The organism is Variovorax soli (genome assembly GCF_031454625.1).
Taxonomy (GTDB): domain Bacteria; phylum Pseudomonadota; class Gammaproteobacteria; order Burkholderiales; family Burkholderiaceae_C; genus Variovorax; species Variovorax soli_A.
Window position 1 is genome coordinate 238,552 of sequence record NZ_JAVDRF010000003.1, and the last position, 16,607, is coordinate 255,158.

The 16,607-nt window shown below is 66.2% G+C and carries 13 protein-coding genes; 11 read left to right on the forward strand and 2 right to left on the reverse strand.

The annotated features are described in order from the left end of the window. Nucleotides 1-29 precede the first annotated feature (29 nt). Complete coding sequence (locus tag J2739_RS08295; protein ID WP_309900409.1) at nt 30-878, reverse strand: 3-hydroxybutyryl-CoA dehydrogenase; 849 nt, start codon at nt 876-878, stop codon at nt 30-32. A 126-nt stretch (nt 879-1,004) separates the two neighbouring features. Between J2739_RS08295 and purT the strand changes: the two genes are divergently transcribed. The 11 genes from purT to J2739_RS08355 all read left to right on the forward strand — a co-directional run bounded on the left by purT (nt 1,005) and on the right by J2739_RS08355 (nt 14,953). Then, on the forward strand, nt 1,005-2,207 hold the full coding sequence (gene purT / locus J2739_RS08300; RefSeq protein ID WP_309900412.1) for a formate-dependent phosphoribosylglycinamide formyltransferase: 1,203 nt from the start codon (nt 1,005-1,007) through the stop codon (nt 2,205-2,207). 22 nt (nt 2,208-2,229) lie between these two features. Continuing rightward, nucleotides 2,230-3,183 (forward strand): alpha/beta hydrolase, encoded by a 954-nt coding sequence (locus tag J2739_RS08305; RefSeq protein WP_309900414.1) that lies wholly within the window; start codon nt 2,230-2,232, stop codon nt 3,181-3,183. Between the two features lie 355 nt (nt 3,184-3,538). Further along, nucleotides 3,539-5,044: a leucine-rich repeat domain-containing protein gene (locus J2739_RS08310; RefSeq protein ID WP_309900416.1), complete on the forward strand. Its 1,506-nt coding sequence runs from the start codon at nt 3,539-3,541 to the stop codon at nt 5,042-5,044. A 233-nt stretch (nt 5,045-5,277) separates the two neighbouring features. Continuing rightward, nucleotides 5,278-5,865, forward strand: a complete 588-nt coding sequence (locus J2739_RS08315; protein ID WP_309900417.1) for a hypothetical protein — start codon at nt 5,278-5,280, stop codon at nt 5,863-5,865. A gap of 305 nt (nt 5,866-6,170) precedes the next feature. Further along, nucleotides 6,171-7,049, forward strand: coding sequence for a branched-chain amino acid ABC transporter permease (locus tag J2739_RS08325; RefSeq protein ID WP_309900419.1), 879 nt, complete (start codon nt 6,171-6,173; stop codon nt 7,047-7,049). Between the two features lie 89 nt (nt 7,050-7,138). Further along, on the forward strand, nt 7,139-8,215 hold the full coding sequence (locus J2739_RS08330) for a branched-chain amino acid ABC transporter permease (RefSeq protein ID WP_309900420.1): 1,077 nt from the start codon (nt 7,139-7,141) through the stop codon (nt 8,213-8,215). Then, nucleotides 8,212-9,120 (forward strand): ABC transporter ATP-binding protein, encoded by a 909-nt coding sequence (locus J2739_RS08335; RefSeq protein WP_309900422.1) that lies wholly within the window; start codon nt 8,212-8,214, stop codon nt 9,118-9,120. Before J2739_RS08330 ends, J2739_RS08335 begins: the two co-directional genes overlap by 4 nt. Then, entirely contained in the window at nt 9,113-9,892 is a 780-nt protein-coding gene (locus tag J2739_RS08340; protein WP_309900424.1) for an ABC transporter ATP-binding protein, read from the forward strand. Before J2739_RS08335 ends, J2739_RS08340 begins: the two co-directional genes overlap by 8 nt. Before the next feature lie 5 nt (nt 9,893-9,897). Next, on the forward strand, nt 9,898-11,754 hold the full coding sequence (locus J2739_RS08345) for an AMP-dependent synthetase/ligase (RefSeq protein ID WP_309900425.1): 1,857 nt from the start codon (nt 9,898-9,900) through the stop codon (nt 11,752-11,754). A 26-nt stretch (nt 11,755-11,780) separates the two neighbouring features. Next, nucleotides 11,781-12,953, forward strand: a complete 1,173-nt coding sequence (locus J2739_RS08350; protein ID WP_309900427.1) for an ABC transporter substrate-binding protein — start codon at nt 11,781-11,783, stop codon at nt 12,951-12,953. A gap of 1,172 nt (nt 12,954-14,125) precedes the next feature. Continuing rightward, complete coding sequence (locus J2739_RS08355; RefSeq protein ID WP_309900429.1) at nt 14,126-14,953, forward strand: HDOD domain-containing protein; 828 nt, start codon at nt 14,126-14,128, stop codon at nt 14,951-14,953. A 136-nt stretch (nt 14,954-15,089) separates the two neighbouring features. On the opposite strand, the gene J2739_RS08360 is transcribed toward J2739_RS08355, so the two are convergent. Beyond that, entirely contained in the window at nt 15,090-16,601 is a 1,512-nt protein-coding gene (locus J2739_RS08360; RefSeq protein WP_309900431.1) for a tripartite tricarboxylate transporter permease, read from the reverse strand. Nucleotides 16,602-16,607 lie beyond the last annotated feature (6 nt).

Below are 16,607 nucleotides of genomic sequence, written 5' to 3' on the forward strand. Positions count from 1 at the left end.
CGAATCCGTCGCGTGCGGTAAGCCCGTTCTCAGTAGGTGTAGACCCCGCGGCCGGTCTTGCGGCCAAGCTGCCCTGCGGCCACCATCTCCTTCAGCAGCGGGCACGGCCGGTACTTGGAATCGCCGAACTGCTCCAGGTACACCTCCATCACCGCCAGGCACACGTCCAGCCCGATCATGTCCGCCAGCGCCAGCGGCCCGATCGGCTGGTTGCAGCCCAGCTTCATGCCGGCATCGATGTCCTCCGCGCTGGCGATGCCTTCGGCCAGCACGAAGAAGGCCTCGTTGATCATCGGTACCAGGATGCGGTTGACTACGAAGCCCGGCGCGTTCTTCACCGTGATCGGCGACTTGCCCAGGCGCTCGGCCAGCGCCTTCACCGCATCGTGCGTGGCATCGCTGGTGAGATAGCCGCGGATGATCTCCACCAGCGCCATCATCGGCACCGGGTTGAAGAAGTGCATGCCGATGAAGCGATCCGGGCGCGAGGTGGCGGCGGCCAGCTGCGTGATCGAGATCGAGGAGGTGTTGGAGGCGATGATCGCCTCGGGCGCCAGCATGGCGTCGATCTGCTGGAGGATCTTGAGCTTGAGCGCGTGGTTCTCGGTGGCGGCCTCGATCACGAGCTCGGCGCTCTTCAGGTCCTCGTAATTCGTCGACCCCCTGATCAGCGCCAGCGCCGCGTCCTTCTGCGCGCTCGTGAGCTTGTCCTTCTTGATCAGCCGGTCAAGGCTGCCCGCCACCGTGGCCACGCCCTTGTCGACCGCGGCCTGCGCGATGTCGACCATGACGACGTTGACGCCCGCGACGGCGCAGGCCTGGGCGATGCCGTTGCCCATCGTGCCGGCTCCGATGATGCCGACGGTCTGGATAGCCATGTGAAATGCTCCTTGAACTGAAAGCTGCGATTGTGGAACAGCGCGCGCGGCGCGCATGTTGCTGCCGGTGACAGCCGCAGTGATTTAAAGTGCCGGCTCCCTCCCTTCTTAGCGCGACCACCGCCCATGACCACCCTCGGCACGCCTTTATCCCCCACTGCCACCCGCGTGATGCTGCTCGGCTCCGGCGAGCTGGGCAAGGAGGTGCTGATCGCGCTGCAGCGCCTGGGCGTCGAGACGATCGCCGTCGACCGCTACGAGAACGCCCCCGGCCAGCAGGTGGCGCACCACGCGCGCACCATCGCGATGAGCGACCCGGCGCAACTCAAGGCGCTGATCGAGGCCGAGAAGCCCCAACTGGTGGTGCCCGAGATCGAGGCCATCGCCACGCCCATGCTGCAGCAGCTGGAGGAGGCCGGCACGGTCCGCGTGATCCCGACCGCGCGTGCCGCGCGCCTCACGATGGACCGCGAAGGCATCCGCCGCCTCGCGGCCGAAACCTTGGGACTGCCCACCAGCCCCTACGCGTTCTGCGACTCGCTGGCCGAACTGCAGACAGCGATCGACGGCGGCATCGGCTATCCCTGCATCGTCAAGCCCGTCATGAGCAGCTCCGGCAAGGGACAGAGCAAGATCGACGGCCCCGCAGACGTGCAGAAGGCCTGGGACTACGCCATGGCCGGCGGCCGCGTGAGCCACGGCCGCGTGATCGTCGAGGGCTTCATCGACTTCGACTATGAGATCACCCTGCTGACTGTGCGTGCGCTCGCGGCGGGCGGCGCGGTGCAGACCCAGTTCTGCGAACCCATCGGCCACGTGCAGGTCAGCGGCGACTACGTCGAGAGCTGGCAGCCGCATCCGATGTCTCCCGTCGCCCTTGAAAAGGCCCAGCGCATCGCCCAGGCCGTGACGGCCGACCTGGGCGGACAAGGCCTGTTCGGTGTCGAGCTCTTCGTCAAGGGGGAAGCGGTCTGGTTCAGCGAGGTCAGCCCGCGCCCCCACGACACCGGCATGGTGACGATGACGACGCAATGGCAAAACGAATTCGAGCTGCACGCCCGCGCCATACTCGGCCTGCCGGTGGACACCACGCTCAAGAGCCCGGGCGCCAGCGCCGTGATCTATGGCGGCATGGACGCGCAGGGCATCGTCTTCGACGGCGTCGACCACGCGCTGCAGGTGCCCGGCAGTGACGTGCGCCTATTCGGCAAGCCCGAGAGCTTCGTCAAGCGGCGCATGGGCGTGGCCTTGGCGCGCGCCGGCGACGTCGAGACCGCCCGCCGCAACGCCAAGGAAGCTGCCTCGCGCGTCAAGCCGCGCGCTGCCTGAATCCCCGCGACAGGAGTACGCCATGCTGCATCCCCAGGCCCAGGCCTTCATCGATCTGCTCGTCGAACGCGAGGTGCCGCCCACCCACACGCTGACGCCGGCCGATGCACGCAAGTTCTATCGCGAGCGCCGCGCGTTCGCGCAGCCCGAGCCGAGCCAGGTCGCCGAGGTGCGCGGGCTGAGCGCGCCGGGCCCGCATGGCCCGATCCCCCTGCGCCTCTATCGCCCGCTCGGCAGCGCGACCGGCGCCATGCTGCCGGTGCTCGTCTACTACCACGGCGGCGGCTGGACCATCGGCGACCTCGACACGCATGACACCCTGTGCCGCGAGCTCAGCAATCTCTCCGGGTGCGCGGTGGTGGCGGTCGACTACCGCATGGGTCCGGAGCACCGCTTCCCCGCGGCGGTCGACGACGCGCTGGCGGCCACGTACTGGGTGCGCGCGCAAGCGGCCGAACTCGGCATCGACGCGAGCCGCCTCGCGGTCGGCGGCGACAGTGCGGGCGGCAACCTCGCAGCCGTCGTCGCGATCGCTGCGCGCGATGCGGGCGACCTGCCCATCGGCTTCCAGCTGCTGATCTATCCCGCCACCGACATGCGCTGCGTGCACCCATCGCACACCAGCAACGGCCAGGGCTATGTGCTGACCCGCGACAGCATCCGCTACTTCCACGATCACTACATCGACGATCCGCGGCACGACCTCGACTGGCGCGCCTCGCCGCTGCTGCATCCCGACCTGTCGCGCCTGCCGCCGGCGCTGGTGCTGACCGCCGGCTATGACCCGCTGAGGGACGAAGGGCTGGACTATGCGCGCGCGTTGACCGCGGCCGGCAACCGCGCCACCTACGTCTGCTTCGAGCGCCAGATCCACGGCTTCATCACCATGGGACGGCTGATCGACGAGGCGAACGCTGCGGTGTCGATGTGCGCGGCCGAGCTGCGGCGGGTGCTGGGAAGCAGCGCTGCGCGCTGAAGAGGGGCTGGCCCCGGCGGGCGTGGAACGGTTCACGCACTGACGTCACCAAGAAGGGTTCTCGCGAGGTACGCGGGGACGCTTTCATGAACCGTCAGGAATTTATCTTGAGCATTCCCTCCTCTCGTCAAAAGAACGCTCCGCTTTCGTTGCCGAACTCGCTACCGGCTGTCCTTCCCCCGACAGAGAGCGACAACCGGAAGCTCGATCTTCTCTCGGAATGTACGGTCAACCCGTGCGATTGGAATCCCGAGTTCAACTCACTGTTTCAAGACTCCGTCGCCGAGGACCCCAAAGGCACGGTTCGGCGCCGGCGACGGTCGGGCGAGCAAATGAGCCCCAAGGAGTGCGTACCGTGCATTTGACCGTGAATCAAAAGATAAATCTCCGGGTTCAGCCGAACGCGGTCGAGGCCCCAGCCGTGGATCGCGGTGCCAGGCTGGCGATGTTCGCCAGGTACTTGGAGCCCCATCGGCATTCGAGGTCCATCGCCTTCAATGAGTTGGTCGACGAGTACCTCGCCAAAGGCGCCACCCCGGACCCAGGGCCTCTGATCCACGGATGCATGGCGCACACGGAGGTGGCAGCGCTGCGGGAAATCCTTGACTTGGAGCGCATGCATGAGGGGATGAAGAGCCTCTGGCTGCTGGGCGAGCTTGGCGAGCTGGAGTGGCAGACCTTGATCGATGCGATGCCAGCCGATTTTCCTGCCAAGACGTTGAAGCTGTCGAAGATGTGCTTCGACCATTCCACGGGCCCCCTGCTGTTCGCGGCGTTGCATCGAATGCCTGCATTGGATAGCCTGTTCCTCGAGGGGATCGGCGTGGAGAATGAAGACTTCTTCGCCCTTTTGAGTTGTCCGGCCTTGAAGCTCGAGACGCTGGACGTCGTCACGACAAGCGATCCCGCGATTGACGTCTGCCCGCTGCTGCGCAAGCTCCTCGGAGCTTGCCAACTGGAGAGCCTGAGCATCGAGGACCAGGGGGCGATCACTCTCCAGCAGCATGCAGGCCTGGCCGAGGCGCTCAGCCAGCAAACCCGGCTTGATTCGCTCCAGCTGAGTTTGGCGAAGCGCAGAGCGGCAGAGGAAATCGAATGCTATATGCCATTCCTCTACGACCAGACGCCACGCGCTGTGCTGGATCTGAGTGGCTCCAAGCTTGGAACGCATCACCTCGCACTTGTCCTCGAAGCGCTGTCGCGGAACAAGGTCGCTTTGGAGGGTCTCTTCCTGCGTGGGTGTTGGCTATCGCTGCCTTCAGAGTCTTGCGAGTGGGCCGACATCTTGCCGAGGGTCGACATGAGCCGACTTCAGTACTTGGATCTCTGCGAGAACTTCCTCACGGACGCAGCGGCAGCGGCATTGGTCGGCAACCTGGAAGAAAAGGCCACCAAGCTCAAGGCTCTGGACATGAGCGACAACTGGATCGGATCGAAGACCATCGCTGCGATGTCGTCCCTGCTGAAGACGAACAAAACGCTCGTGTCGCTATCGTTTCAGCCTTTCACGATCCAGCCCAAGGGCTACAACGCTGCCGCCCTGGAGGCGCTGGCCGATGCGTTAGAGCGCAACACTTCATTGCGGCGCCTCGGTATTCGCTGGGATGCTGTCCCCGATGCCCAATGCGAACGCATGGTCCGTTTTCTCGCTCGCAACGAACAAGCATTCGAGCTTTCTTACATGGAGGGCGGCATGCGTGCGGTCCTCAATAGCTCTGGGCATCTATTTCCGCAGGAGCTGGTCCGGCGCGTCGCTGGGCTGGACCTGGACCAGGGCGACGCCTTGAGCCTGTCCTCGGTCAACACGGACGCCTGGAAATGGCGCACAAGAATCTTTGATGGGGACGACTCTTCGAGGTGAATGGGCGGATGGACGGTAGGCGTGCTCCGTGCCAACCGAGCAAAGAAGCCTCGGGTGGTAGGGCGTGCCGCGCCGGGCAGCCGGAGAGGGCACTTGCAAGTGATGCCGGCGAAGAGCGGCGCGGCCTAGGGAAACTCCCTGCGTTGCTTCGCCCGTCCGCCCGCCCCGCCCCGCTACGATGAACCGTCGCGATGCCGTCCCGGCCCCGCGACCGGCACAGGAGAACGCCCACCGTGGCAGCCCGGCGAACGACAACGGCACTGCGCAGCAGCGAGGGGCGGCTCATGTGGCTCGGCCCCACGCGCGTGTTCTACGCCGGCCTTTTGGGCGCGACCTCGTATCGCAGCCTGGGCGGCCATGGCGTCTATGTCTCTCCCACCGGCGAGCCGCTGCGCATGCGCGTGGCCGGCGGGGCCTGGCACTGCGGCGAGGTGCTGGTGGTGCCGGCCCGCGTGTCGCACCAGGTCGCGACGGCGCATCCGCAGATCCTCAACCTGCTGCTCGAATCGGAGTCGCTCGACAGGGCGCGCCTGCCGTCCTTTCTGCGTCACTGCGGGCCGGTCGATGCACCCGGTTTCGCGCAACGCGTGCGGGACGGGCATGCGCGCCTGCTTGCGCTCGCGGACCAGGACGGACCGGCGAGCTTCCCCGACTTCGACGCGCTCTTCTTCGGCGCCACGCTGCCGCCGCCCGTGCTCGACGCCCGCATCCGCGCAGTGATCGAGCGCATCGTCGCCGACCCGGCCGCGCCGAGCCCGGCGGAGGCGTGCGCCGCCGCAGTGGGCCTGTCCTTCTCGCGCTTCCTCCACCTGTTCAAGTAGCAGACCGGCGTCACCTTCCGCGCCTTCCGCGCCTGGAAGCGCGCGCAGCCTGCTGTACCACGTCGATCAGGCGGCCAGCCTGACGGACATCGCGCTCGACACCGGCTACCCCGACTCCACCCACTTCAGCCATTCGATCCGGCAGGTGTACGGCCTGCGGCCCAGCGACATCCTCGCGGGCTCGCGCCGCCTCGCGGTGCACCGGTAAGAGGCGGCGGCCGGCGACCGCCCGCGCCATGCGGGACAACCCTGTGCGCGGCACGGGCAGGCGACCGATATAAACCGCCAACCCCTTCGAGGCCCCGTTGCTTCAAATCCTCCAACTCCTGCTCTCGGGCATTGCGCAAGGCTGCATCTATGGCCTGATCGCGCTGGGGTTCGTGCTGATCTACAAGGCCACGGAGACGGTGAGCTTCGCCCAGGGCGAGCTGATGATGCTGGGCGCCTTCTGCGCCTTTGCCGCCATGTCGCTGGTGGGCCTGCCCTTCTGGGGGGCGGCGCTGCTGGCGATCGCGGCGATGGCGGCGTTCGGCGTGCTGTTGGAGCTGGTGGTGATCCGGCCCATCCTCGGGCAGCCGCAGTTCTCGATCGTGATGCTGACCATCGGCATCGGCTACGTGGCGCGCGGGCTGATCACCATGATCCCCGCCATCGGCACCGACACGCACAGCCTCCCGGTGCCCTACAAGGACGAGATCTGGAAGCTCGGCGCGCTGGTGGTCAACGTGGAGCAGGCGGTGATCGTCGGCGCCACCGCCGTCCTGTGCGGGCTGCTCTACGCGATGTTCCGCTACAGCAAGCTGGGCATCGCGATGCAGGCTGCCTCGCAGAACCAGCTGGCGGCCTACTACATGGGCATTCCGGTCAAGCGGCTCAACGGGCTGGTGTGGGGGCTGGCGGCCGCGGTGGCGGCCATCGCCGGCATGCTGCTCGGGCCCATCACCTTCGTGCACGCCAACATGGGCTTCATCGGGCTCAAGGCCTTCCCGGCGGCGGTGGTGGGCGGCTTCGGCAGCCTGCCGGGCGCGATCGTCGGCGGGCTGGTGATCGGCATCGTGGAGTCCTTCGCGGGCTTCTACCTCCCGGATGGCTTCAAGGACACGGCGCCCTACATCGTGGTGCTGGTCATGCTGATGGTGAGGCCCAATGGTCTCTTCGGCGAGAAGCTGCGGAAGAAGGTCTAGGACATGTGCCCCCACGCTCGTCATTTCATGGACTCGCTGCCCCTCGAGGTGGCGCAGGCCTGCCTTGGGGCGGCCCGGCGCCAGGCCTGATGCGCTTCATCTTCAAGACCAGCTACGCGCAGGACATCGCGCTCGCCAGGCACGGCGGCCATGTGTTCTGGTACGGGCTGCTCGGCGCGGCGCTGATCGCGGCGCCGTGGGTGCTGCCTGAATACTGGCTCGCGCAGCTGACCTTCGTGCTGATCTACGGGATCGTCGGCCTTGGGCTGATGCTGCTGGCCGGCTTCACCGGGCAGTTCTCGATCGGGCATGCGGCCTTCCTGGGCACCGGTGCCTACACGCAGGCGGTGCTGGCCAACGCGGGCGTGCCCTTTCCCCTGGCGCTGGGTGCGGCGGCGGCGCTGTCGGCCGCGGTCGGCGTGGTGGTGGGGCTGCCGGCACTGCGGGTGAAGGGCATCTACCTGGGCATCGCGACGCTGGCTTTCGGCTTCATCGTGGAAGAGGTCTTCGCGCGCTGGGAGCGCGTGACCGGCGGCAACTCGGGCCTGCACGTGAACTCGCCGCAGCTGTTCGGGCTGGACATCGGCTCCAGCGAGAACTTCTACGTGGTGTGCCTGCTGATCGCGGTGCTGTGCACCTTCGCGATCCTGAACCTGCTGCGTTCGCCCACCGGCCGCGCCTTCGTTGCCATCCGCGATTCGGAGATCTCCGCGCAGAGCATGGGCATCCACCTGGCGCGCTACAAGACGATGTCCTTTGCCATCTCGGCCGCGCTGGCGGGCCTGGGCGGGGCGCTCTATGCGCACAAGCTGAGCTTCATCGCGCCGGACCAGTTCAACATCGTGCAGTCCATCGACCTGCTGCTGATGGTGGTGATCGGCGGGCTGGGCTCGGTGCACGGCGCCTTTCTGGGCGCGATCTTCCTGATCGCGATGCCGCAGCTGATCTCGCTGGGCAAGGACTGGCTGCCGCCGGCGATCGGCCAGGCGCCAGGGCTGCAGGGGCTGGTCTACGGGCTGGTGCTGATCGGCTTCGTGCTCTTCGAGCCGCTGGGGCTGTATGGGCGTTGGCTCAAGGTGCGCACGTACCTGCAGCTCTTTCCGTTCTACCGCCGGGGGCTGTTCAGGCGGCAGAAGGCTTTCACGAAGTCGGACCGCTTGAGATGACGACGGCCCCCGGGCTTGCGACCTTGTCTGCTGCGCCGGGCGCGCAGGCGCAGGCCCGTCCGACTTCGGGCGGCCCGGCGGCGGTCAACGCCGATGTCCTGCTCTCGGCCAGGGAACTGAGCGTGCGCTTCGGCGGCGTGCTGGCGGTCAACAAGGTGAGCTTCGAGGTGCGGCGCGGCGAGGTGTTCACGCTGATCGGGCCCAACGGCGCCGGCAAGACCACGGTCTTCAACCTCATCAGCCGCATCTATACGCCGACCACCGGCGAGATCCTGTGGCATGGCGGGGGCGATGCGCCCACGGCGCTGACCGCCCACGCGCCGCACGAGATCGCGGCCCTGGGCATCGCGCGCACCTTCCAGAACATCGAGCTCTTCGAGCATGCGACCGTGCTGCACAACCTGCTGATCGGCCGCCACACGCACCGCTGCACCGGCTTCTGGCGCGAGGTCTTCTTCACCCCGGGCACGCGGCGCGCCGAGATCGAGGCGCGCGAGAAGGTCGAGCGCGTGATCGAGCTGCTGGACCTGCAGCACCACCGCGATGCGATGGTGGCCGGGCTGCCCTACGGCGTGCGCAAGGTGGTGGAGCTGGCGCGGGCTCTGTGCACCGAGCCGAAGCTGCTGCTGCTGGACGAGCCCTCGTCGGGCCTCAATGTCGAGGAAACGGCGGACATGGCCTTCTGGATCCAGGACATCCAGCAGGAACTCGGGATCTCGGTGCTGATGGTGGAGCACGACATGTCGCTGGTGTCGAAGGTGTCGGACCGCGTGCTGGCCATGAACATGGGCGAGGCGCTGGCGTCGGGGACGCCGCGCGAGGTGCAGTCGGACGCGCGGGTGGTGGAGGCGTATCTGGGGGCGGTGGACGATCTCAGCAGCTTGAGGAGGAGGCCTCATGAATGATGGCGACACCGTCCTCCAACTGCTCAACGTCGAGAGCGCCTACGGCCCCATCAAGGCCATCCGCGGCGTCAGCCTGAAGGTGCGCCAGGGCGAGATCGCCACCGTGCTCGGCGCCAATGGCGCCGGCAAGACCACCATCCTCAAGACCATCTCCGGCATCATCGACCCGAGAAAGGGCAGCATCGAATTCGAGGGGCGCAACATCACCGCCCAGGACCCCGCGCAGATCGTCCAGCAGGGCCTCTGCCACGTCCCCGAAGGCCGCGAAGTCTTCCCGCTGCTGTCGGTCAGGGACAACCTTCTGATGGGCGCCTACACCCGCAGCGACCGCGACGGCGTCGCGCGCGACATCGAGACCGTCTATGGTTATTTCCCCATCCTGCGCGAGCGCGCCGCGCAGCACGCCGGCCTGCTCTCCGGCGGCCAGCAGCAGATGCTCGCCATCTCGCGCGCCATCATGGCCGCGCCCAGGCTGATCCTGCTCGACGAACCCAGCCTCGGCATCTCGCCCAAGCTCACGCGCGAGATCTTCGAGATCGTGGTGCGCATCAACCGCGAGCGCGGCACCACCATCCTGCTGGTCGAGCAGAACGCCAACATGGCGCTCAACGCCGCCGACTACGGCTACGTGCTGGAGAACGGCCGCATCGTGATGGAAGACAGCTGCGAGCGCCTGCGCGAGAAGGAGGACATCAAGGAGTTCTACCTCGGCCTCAAGGACGAGGGCGTGCGCGGCGAGCGGCGCTGGAAGAAAAAGAAGACCTGGAGGTGAAGGCGATGCAGGGACTCTGGGACACCAGCGGCATCCAGCCGTGCCATGACCTGATCGTGCCGGGGGACACCGTCCCGTCCGTCTTCTGGAACGCCGTTGCGATGCGCGGCGACCAGGTCTGGATGCGGCAGAAGGAATTCGGCATCTGGCGCAGCTGGAGCTGGCGCCAGACCGCCGAGGCGGTGCGCGAGATCGCCGGCGGCCTGATGGCGCTCGGCTTCGCGCCCGGCGAATGCGCCTCCATCCTGGCCAACACGGTGGTCGAATGGGTGCTGGCCGACCTCGCCGTGCTCAGCTGCGGCGGCGTGGCCAACGGCATCTACCCGACCGATGCCGCCGCCCAGGTGCACTACCTCTGCGAGGACTCGCGCACCACCGTGCTCTTCGTCGAGGACGACGAGCAGCTCGACAAGGCGCTGGAGGTGCGCGCCGGCCTGCCGCTGCTGCGCAAGGTGATCGTGTTCGACATGAACGGCCTGCGCGATCTGCACGACCCGGACGTCATGAGCCTGGAGGCCCTGCGCGCCCTCGGCCGCGAGCATCTGCAGGGCCATGCCCAGGAGCTGGAGCAGCGCATCACCGGCTGCACGCCCGGAGACCTGGCGATCCTGGTCTACACCTCCGGCACCACCGGCAAGCCCAAGGGCGCCATGCACTCCCACCGCGGCCTGGTCTACACGGTGCGCGGCTACAACACCCTGGTCGCGCAGGACGCGCACGATGAGCGCATGTGCTTCCTGCCCCTGTGCCACATCGCCGAGCGGCTGGGCGGCGAGTACTTCGCGATGTACACCGGCGCCATCCTCAACTTCGTCGAGAACCCCGAGACCGTGCCCGAGAACGTGCGCGAGATCGCACCCACCGTCTTCACCGCCGTGCCGCGTGTGTGGGAGAAGTTCTACTCGGCCGTGATGATCGCCCTCAAGGAAGCCAGCGGCCTGCAGCAGGCGGCCTACGGTTGGAGCATCGGCGTGGGCAGCGCCATCGCCGAGCGCGTGCTGGCCGGCCAGCCGGTGGGCGCCGGCCTTCGCCTGAAGTTCCGCCTCGCGCGCTGGCTGGCGCTGGACAACGTGCGCAAGCTGATCGGCATCCACCGTTCGCGCTACCTCGTTACCGGCGCGGCGCCGATCTCGCCCGAGCTGGTCAAGTGGTACCTCGCGCTGGGCGTCCCCATGCTCGAGGTGTGGGGCATGACCGAGACCTGCGGCGCCGCCACCGGCATGCCGGCGGGGCGCATCAAGCCCGGCTCGATCGGGCCGGCCGCGGCCTACAACGAGGTGCGCATCGACCCCGCCACGGGCGAGATCCTGGTGCGCGGCACCAACGTCTTCATGGGCTACCTCAATCTGCCGGAGAAGACCGCCGAAGCCATCGACCCCGATGGCTGGCTGCACACCGGCGACGTCGGCGCCATGGACGAGGACGGGTATTTCCGCATTACCGACCGCATGAAGGACATCATCATCACGGCAGGCGGCAAGAACGTCACGCCCAGCGAGCTGGAGAACGAGCTGAAGTTCAGCCCCTACATCACCGACGCCGTCGTGATCGGCGACGCCCGGCCCTACCTCACGGCGATCGTCATGATCGACCAGGAGAACGTCGAGAAATTCGCGCAGGACCACGACGTGCCCTTCAGCAACTACCAGAGCCTCACGCGCGCACAGGAAGTGCAGGACCTGATCCAGGCCGAGATCGACCGCGTCAACGCCAGGTTCGCCCGCGTCGAGCAGATCAAGAAGTTCTTCCTGCTCGAGACCCAGCTCAGCGCCGAAGACGAAGAACTCACGCCCACCATGAAGCTCAAGCGCAAGCTCGTGCAGGCCAAGTACCGCGAGCGCATCGACGCCATGTACGCCTAGTTTTTTTGCGACCGAGGAGACACGCGATGAAGATCCAGGCTCTGATCCCGCTGGCCGCGATGGCCGGTCTTGCACTGAGTTCCGGCCTGGCCGGCGCGCAGTCGCAGGGTGTTACCAAGGACGAGATCCGCATCGGCACCATCCAGGACCTCTCCGGTCCGCTCGCCGGCTACGGCAAGCAGGCGCGAAACGGCATGCAGCTGCGCGTGGACGAGCTCAACGAGCAGGGCGACGTGAACGGCCGCAAGCTCAAGCTCTTCGTCGAGGACTCGGGCTACGACCCCAAGAAGGCCGTGCTGGCGGCGCAGAAGCTGGTCAACCAGGACAAGATCTTCATCATGGCCGGCCACCTCGGCACCGCCCAGAACATGGCGGCGATGCCGGTGCAGTTCGAGAAGAACGTGGTCAACTTCTTCCCCATCACCGCGGCACGCGAGATGTACGAGCCGCTCCACCGGCTCAAGTACTCCTTTGCCGCCACCTACTACGACCAGATCCGGCTGGCGCTGCCCAAAATGATCAAGGACAAGGGCGCCAAGAAGGTGTGCACCATCTACCAGGACGACGAGTTCGGCCTGGAAGTGGAGCGCGGCGCCGAGGCCGGCCTGAAGACCGTGGGCATGGAGCTGACGGAGAAGACCTCGTACAAGCGCGGCGCCACCGACTTCTCATCGCAGGTCGCGAAGATGAAGGCAGCCAACTGCGACCTGGTGGTGCTGGGCACCATCATCCGCGAGACCATCGGCACCGTGGGCGAGGCCCGCAAGACCGGCTTCAATCCGGTCTTCCTGGGCTCCAGCGCGGCCTACACCGACCTGATCCACAAGCTGGGCGGCAAGGCCATGGACGGCATCTACGCCACCCACACCGCGCAGCATCCCTACCTGGACGAGGCTTCGCAGCCGCTGCGCTTCTGGGCCAACAAGTACAAGACCAAGTTCAACGAAGACCCGACCGTGTTCTCGGTCTACGGCTATTCGATCATCGACGCCTTCATCAAGGCCGCGCAGAAGGCCGGTCCCAATCTCACGACCGACAGCTTCGTCAAGGCGATGGACACCATGACCTTCGAGCCCGACATGTTCGGCGCACCCAAGAGCACCTACACCGCCACCAAGCGACTGGGCAACGACCAGTCGCGGCTGTCGCAGATCGTGGACGGGAAGTGGAAGGTGGTGTCGGATTACGTGGCGCCTTGAAGGGGGAACTGCTTCGATCGCTGAGAACGGGGAGCGGGTCAGCGGCGATGGGGGCTGGCGTGCTATCGATCGATACGAAAGATCTCGCGCCCGTCCTCACAAAGTGAATGACCTCCGAATGCCGAGCAGGCCGACTTACTTGTTCAAGTATTCTGTCTGGCGGCGATAGATGAATTCCTCCATGATATCGTTTGGAGCCAAAGCACTCGAGATCTGTCTCCTGAGAATCCGAGACTGATCGAATTCGATTTCACGAGATAACTTTCCGACGCGTCTGCCCCGCGCAATGTCATTCGAAACAATGGACCATGGGACGCCAGTTTCACTGTACGCACATTGGAAAGTCCACGGTATACAGATCGAGGAACAAATAGCGCATGTCCCGAAACCTCGATGCCGATCGCTTCCATGAGACTGCACGGGGGCTCTCCCCAAGGGCAGTCCTGCGCCAGCAGAAGCTTCTCATTCGGCGACAAGTTGCCGTCGATTCGCCGATTTTTCAGCCTGATTTCAACAGTGGACTTTGCAGTTGACATCGAAAGCAATGTTTCCCCATCGAGAGCCACATTCCGACGACTCTTCGGCAGCGTTAGCCCCTATGGCAGCGCACATCCAGATTGCAAGAAGAATCAGGCGATTTGAAAAACTTTTCATGGGGTGACGCTTAGCTGGCGATCTGAGCTTCTTCCGACTTCGAGCGAATGGAACTGAAAGCGCAGCGCGCACGCGTGCGCGCCGTTGACGGCTTGCCATGGGTTCTCCCTGGTTGTTTGATCTTCTCGCTGCGTGCCCTCGGCACGCAGCGGCGCGATTCAATGAAAGGGAGTGCGTGGGCAACGATGTCTTGCCGCCGCATCCACTTCATTGGCGGTGCGGATCGTAGCCATGCAAGCCACAGCAGCAAAGACAGCAGAAGTTCAAGCCACGTCGATTTCGAGTGCGAGCGAGTAGTACTTCCCGCGTTTTTGAAACGCGGATGATCCCTTCGCACGCTGATTGCATGCCTGCCTGGTGCCTACGGCGGCTGGGGCCCGAATCCCGCGCCGTGACGCCGCTCCGTCGCGCGCACATCCAAAGCGATCTCCCCGGCCTCACCTGATTTCAGTGGGGGATAGCGCCCCAGCGCTGTAGGAGAATGGAGGCCCCCGACAGATCCATTCCGAGCACCGAGCATGACCGCAGCAAGCCTGGACGAGCTGTTCGCCGAGAACCATTCGCTGCCCTCGGTCCCGAAGGTGGTTCGCGACCTGATCGAGGTCCTGAGCAACGACAACGCAACGCTGTCGCAGGTGGCCCGCAAGATCGACGTCGACCAGGTGCTGACGGCCAAGATGCTGCGCCTGGCCAACTCTCCCTTCTACGGCGTGCGCCGGAAGATCTCGACCATGGAGGAGGCCATCCGCATGCTCGGCCTGTCCGCCATCCGCACGCTGGTGATCAGCTCCAACCTCACGGGCGCCTTCAAGAAGGTCCCGCATGTGGATCTGCCCGGCTTCTGGCGCCACAGCCTGCGCGTCGCGTCCGCCGCCCGGCACCTGGCCGGCGAGTCGCGCGCCGTCGACCCGAACCTCGCCTTCACCGTGGGCAGCATGCATGCGATCGGCCACCTGATCATGTGCATCGTCATGCCCGAGGAGATGGGCCCCCTCAACGCCGCCTGTCCGATCGATACCGTGAAGCGCCTGGGCACCGAAGAGCAGGCCTTCGGCTACCACTTCGGTGACGTCAGCGCCCGGCTGGCCTCGCGCTGGAATTTTTCCGACGAGTTCGTCACCGCGCTGGGCGGGTTCGCGCGGCCCTTGAGCCTGCAGCCTTTCGACCCGCTGTCCGGTGTCGTCCACCTGGCGGTGTGGCGGGTGGCGGTCGATCGCCAGGAAGACCCGGCAGGCCCCGGCTGGCCCGCGGAGGTCGTCGAGGCGCTGGGGCTGTCGGCCGGGAAGCTGTTGCAGATGCCGACGCCGGCCGAGCTCGCGGCCGATCTCGAGCTCATGATCGCCTGAGCCGAGCGGCCTCGCGCCAACATCGGTTTCAAGCGACCGGCGCCATGAATCGCCGCATGTGACCAGCAAAAAGGCCGCCTTTCAAGGCGGCCTTCGCGCTCGGGGAACGCCGCGCGCAGCGGCGTTGCCGGGCCGCTCAATCCTCCACGAACGCCTCTTCCCGCTTTGCCTTGATCGAAGGCAGCAGCACGATGCCCAGCAGCAGCAGCGCCGCGACCAGCAGGCCGGCCGACAGGGGCCGCGTCACGAACACGCTCCAGGTGCCGCGCGACAGCAGCAGCGCGCGGCGCAGGTTCTCTTCCATCATCGGCCCCAGGATGAAGCCCAGCAGCAGCGGGGCCGGCTCGGTGCGCAGCTTGAGGAAGAGGTAGCCGACGAAGCCGAAGATCCCGACCATCCAGACGTCGAAGGTGTTGTTGTTGGTCGAGTACACGCCGATCGCGCAGAACAGCACGATGGCCGGGAACAGGAACTTGTAGGGCACCGTCAGCAGCTTGATCCACATGCCGATCAGCGGCAGGTTCAGGATGATCAGCATCGCATTGCCGATCCACATGGAGGCGATCAGGCCCCAGAACAGCTCGGGGTTGCTGGTCATCACCTGCGGGCCCGGCTGGATGTTGTGGATGGTCATGGCACCCACCATCAGTGCCATCACGGCATTGGGCGGAATGCCCAGCGTCAGCAGCGGGATGAAGGAGGTCTGCGCGCCGGCGTTGTTGGCCGACTCGGGCGAGGCCACGCCGCGGATGTTGCCCTTGCCGAAGGGGACCTCGCCGGGGCGCATCTTGATCTTCTTCTCCAGCGCATAGGCGGCGAAGGCTGCCAGCAGTGCGCCACCGCCCGGCAGGATGCCGAGGGCCGAGCCGAGGAAGGTGCCGCGCAGCACGGCCGGCGCCATGCGCTTGAAGTCGTCCTTGGTCGGCCACAGGCCCTTGACCTTGGAGGTGAACACTTCGCGCTCGTCGTCGGGCTGCGACAGGTTGCCGATGATTTCGCCGTAGCCGAACACGCCCATGGCGATCACCACGAAGCCGATGCCGTCGGTCAGCTCGGGGATGTCGAAGCTGAAGCGCGCCACGCCCGAGTTCACGTCGGTGCCGACGATGCCCAGCAGGAGGCCCAGCACGATCATCGCCACCGCCTTGAGCAGCGAGCCCGAGGCCAGCACCACGGCGCCGATCAGGCCCAGCACCATCAGCGAGAAGTACTCGGCCGGGCCGAACTTGAAGGCCAGTTCGGTCAGCGGCGGCGCGAAGGCGGCCAGGATCAGCGTGCCCACGCAGCCGGCGAAGAAGGAGCCCAGGCCGGCGGCCGCGAGGGCGGGACCCGCGCGTCCCTGCCTGGCCATCTGGTAGCCGTCGATACAGGTCACCACCGACGACGACTCGCCGGGCAGGTTGACCAGGATGGCGGTGGTCGAGCCGCCGTACTGCGCGCCGTAGTAGATGCCCGCCAGCATGATCAGCGCGGACACCGGCGGCAGCGCGTAGGTGGCCGGCAGCAGCATGGCGATGGTGGCGACCGGGCCGATGCCCGGCAGCACGCCGATCAGCGTGCCCAGAATGCAGCCGACCAGGCAATAGAGCAGGTTGGTGAAGGTGAAGGCGACGCCGAAGCCGGTCGCGAGGTTTTGAATCAGGTCCATGGTGTC

What these genes read in the sequence shown, in the direction of transcription:
- J2739_RS08295 (WP_309900409.1), bottom strand. Translation starts at nt 878, where the DNA reads ATGGCTATCCAGACCGTCGGCATCATCGGAGCCGGCACGATGGGCAAC.
- J2739_RS08340 (WP_309900424.1), top strand. Translation starts at nt 9,113, where the DNA reads ATGAATGATGGCGACACCGTCCTCCAACTGCTCAACGTCGAGAGCGCC.
- J2739_RS08330 (WP_309900420.1), top strand. Translation starts at nt 7,139, where the DNA reads ATGCGCTTCATCTTCAAGACCAGCTACGCGCAGGACATCGCGCTCGCC.
- J2739_RS08305 (WP_309900414.1), top strand. Translation starts at nt 2,230, where the DNA reads ATGCTGCATCCCCAGGCCCAGGCCTTCATCGATCTGCTCGTCGAACGC.
- J2739_RS08345 (WP_309900425.1), top strand. Translation starts at nt 9,898, where the DNA reads ATGCAGGGACTCTGGGACACCAGCGGCATCCAGCCGTGCCATGACCTG.
- J2739_RS08355 (WP_309900429.1), top strand. Translation starts at nt 14,126, where the DNA reads ATGACCGCAGCAAGCCTGGACGAGCTGTTCGCCGAGAACCATTCGCTG.
- J2739_RS08335 (WP_309900422.1), top strand. Translation starts at nt 8,212, where the DNA reads ATGACGACGGCCCCCGGGCTTGCGACCTTGTCTGCTGCGCCGGGCGCG.
- J2739_RS08360 (WP_309900431.1), bottom strand. Translation starts at nt 16,601, where the DNA reads ATGGACCTGATTCAAAACCTCGCGACCGGCTTCGGCGTCGCCTTCACC.
- purT (WP_309900412.1), top strand. Translation starts at nt 1,005, where the DNA reads ATGACCACCCTCGGCACGCCTTTATCCCCCACTGCCACCCGCGTGATG.
- J2739_RS08350 (WP_309900427.1), top strand. Translation starts at nt 11,781, where the DNA reads ATGAAGATCCAGGCTCTGATCCCGCTGGCCGCGATGGCCGGTCTTGCA.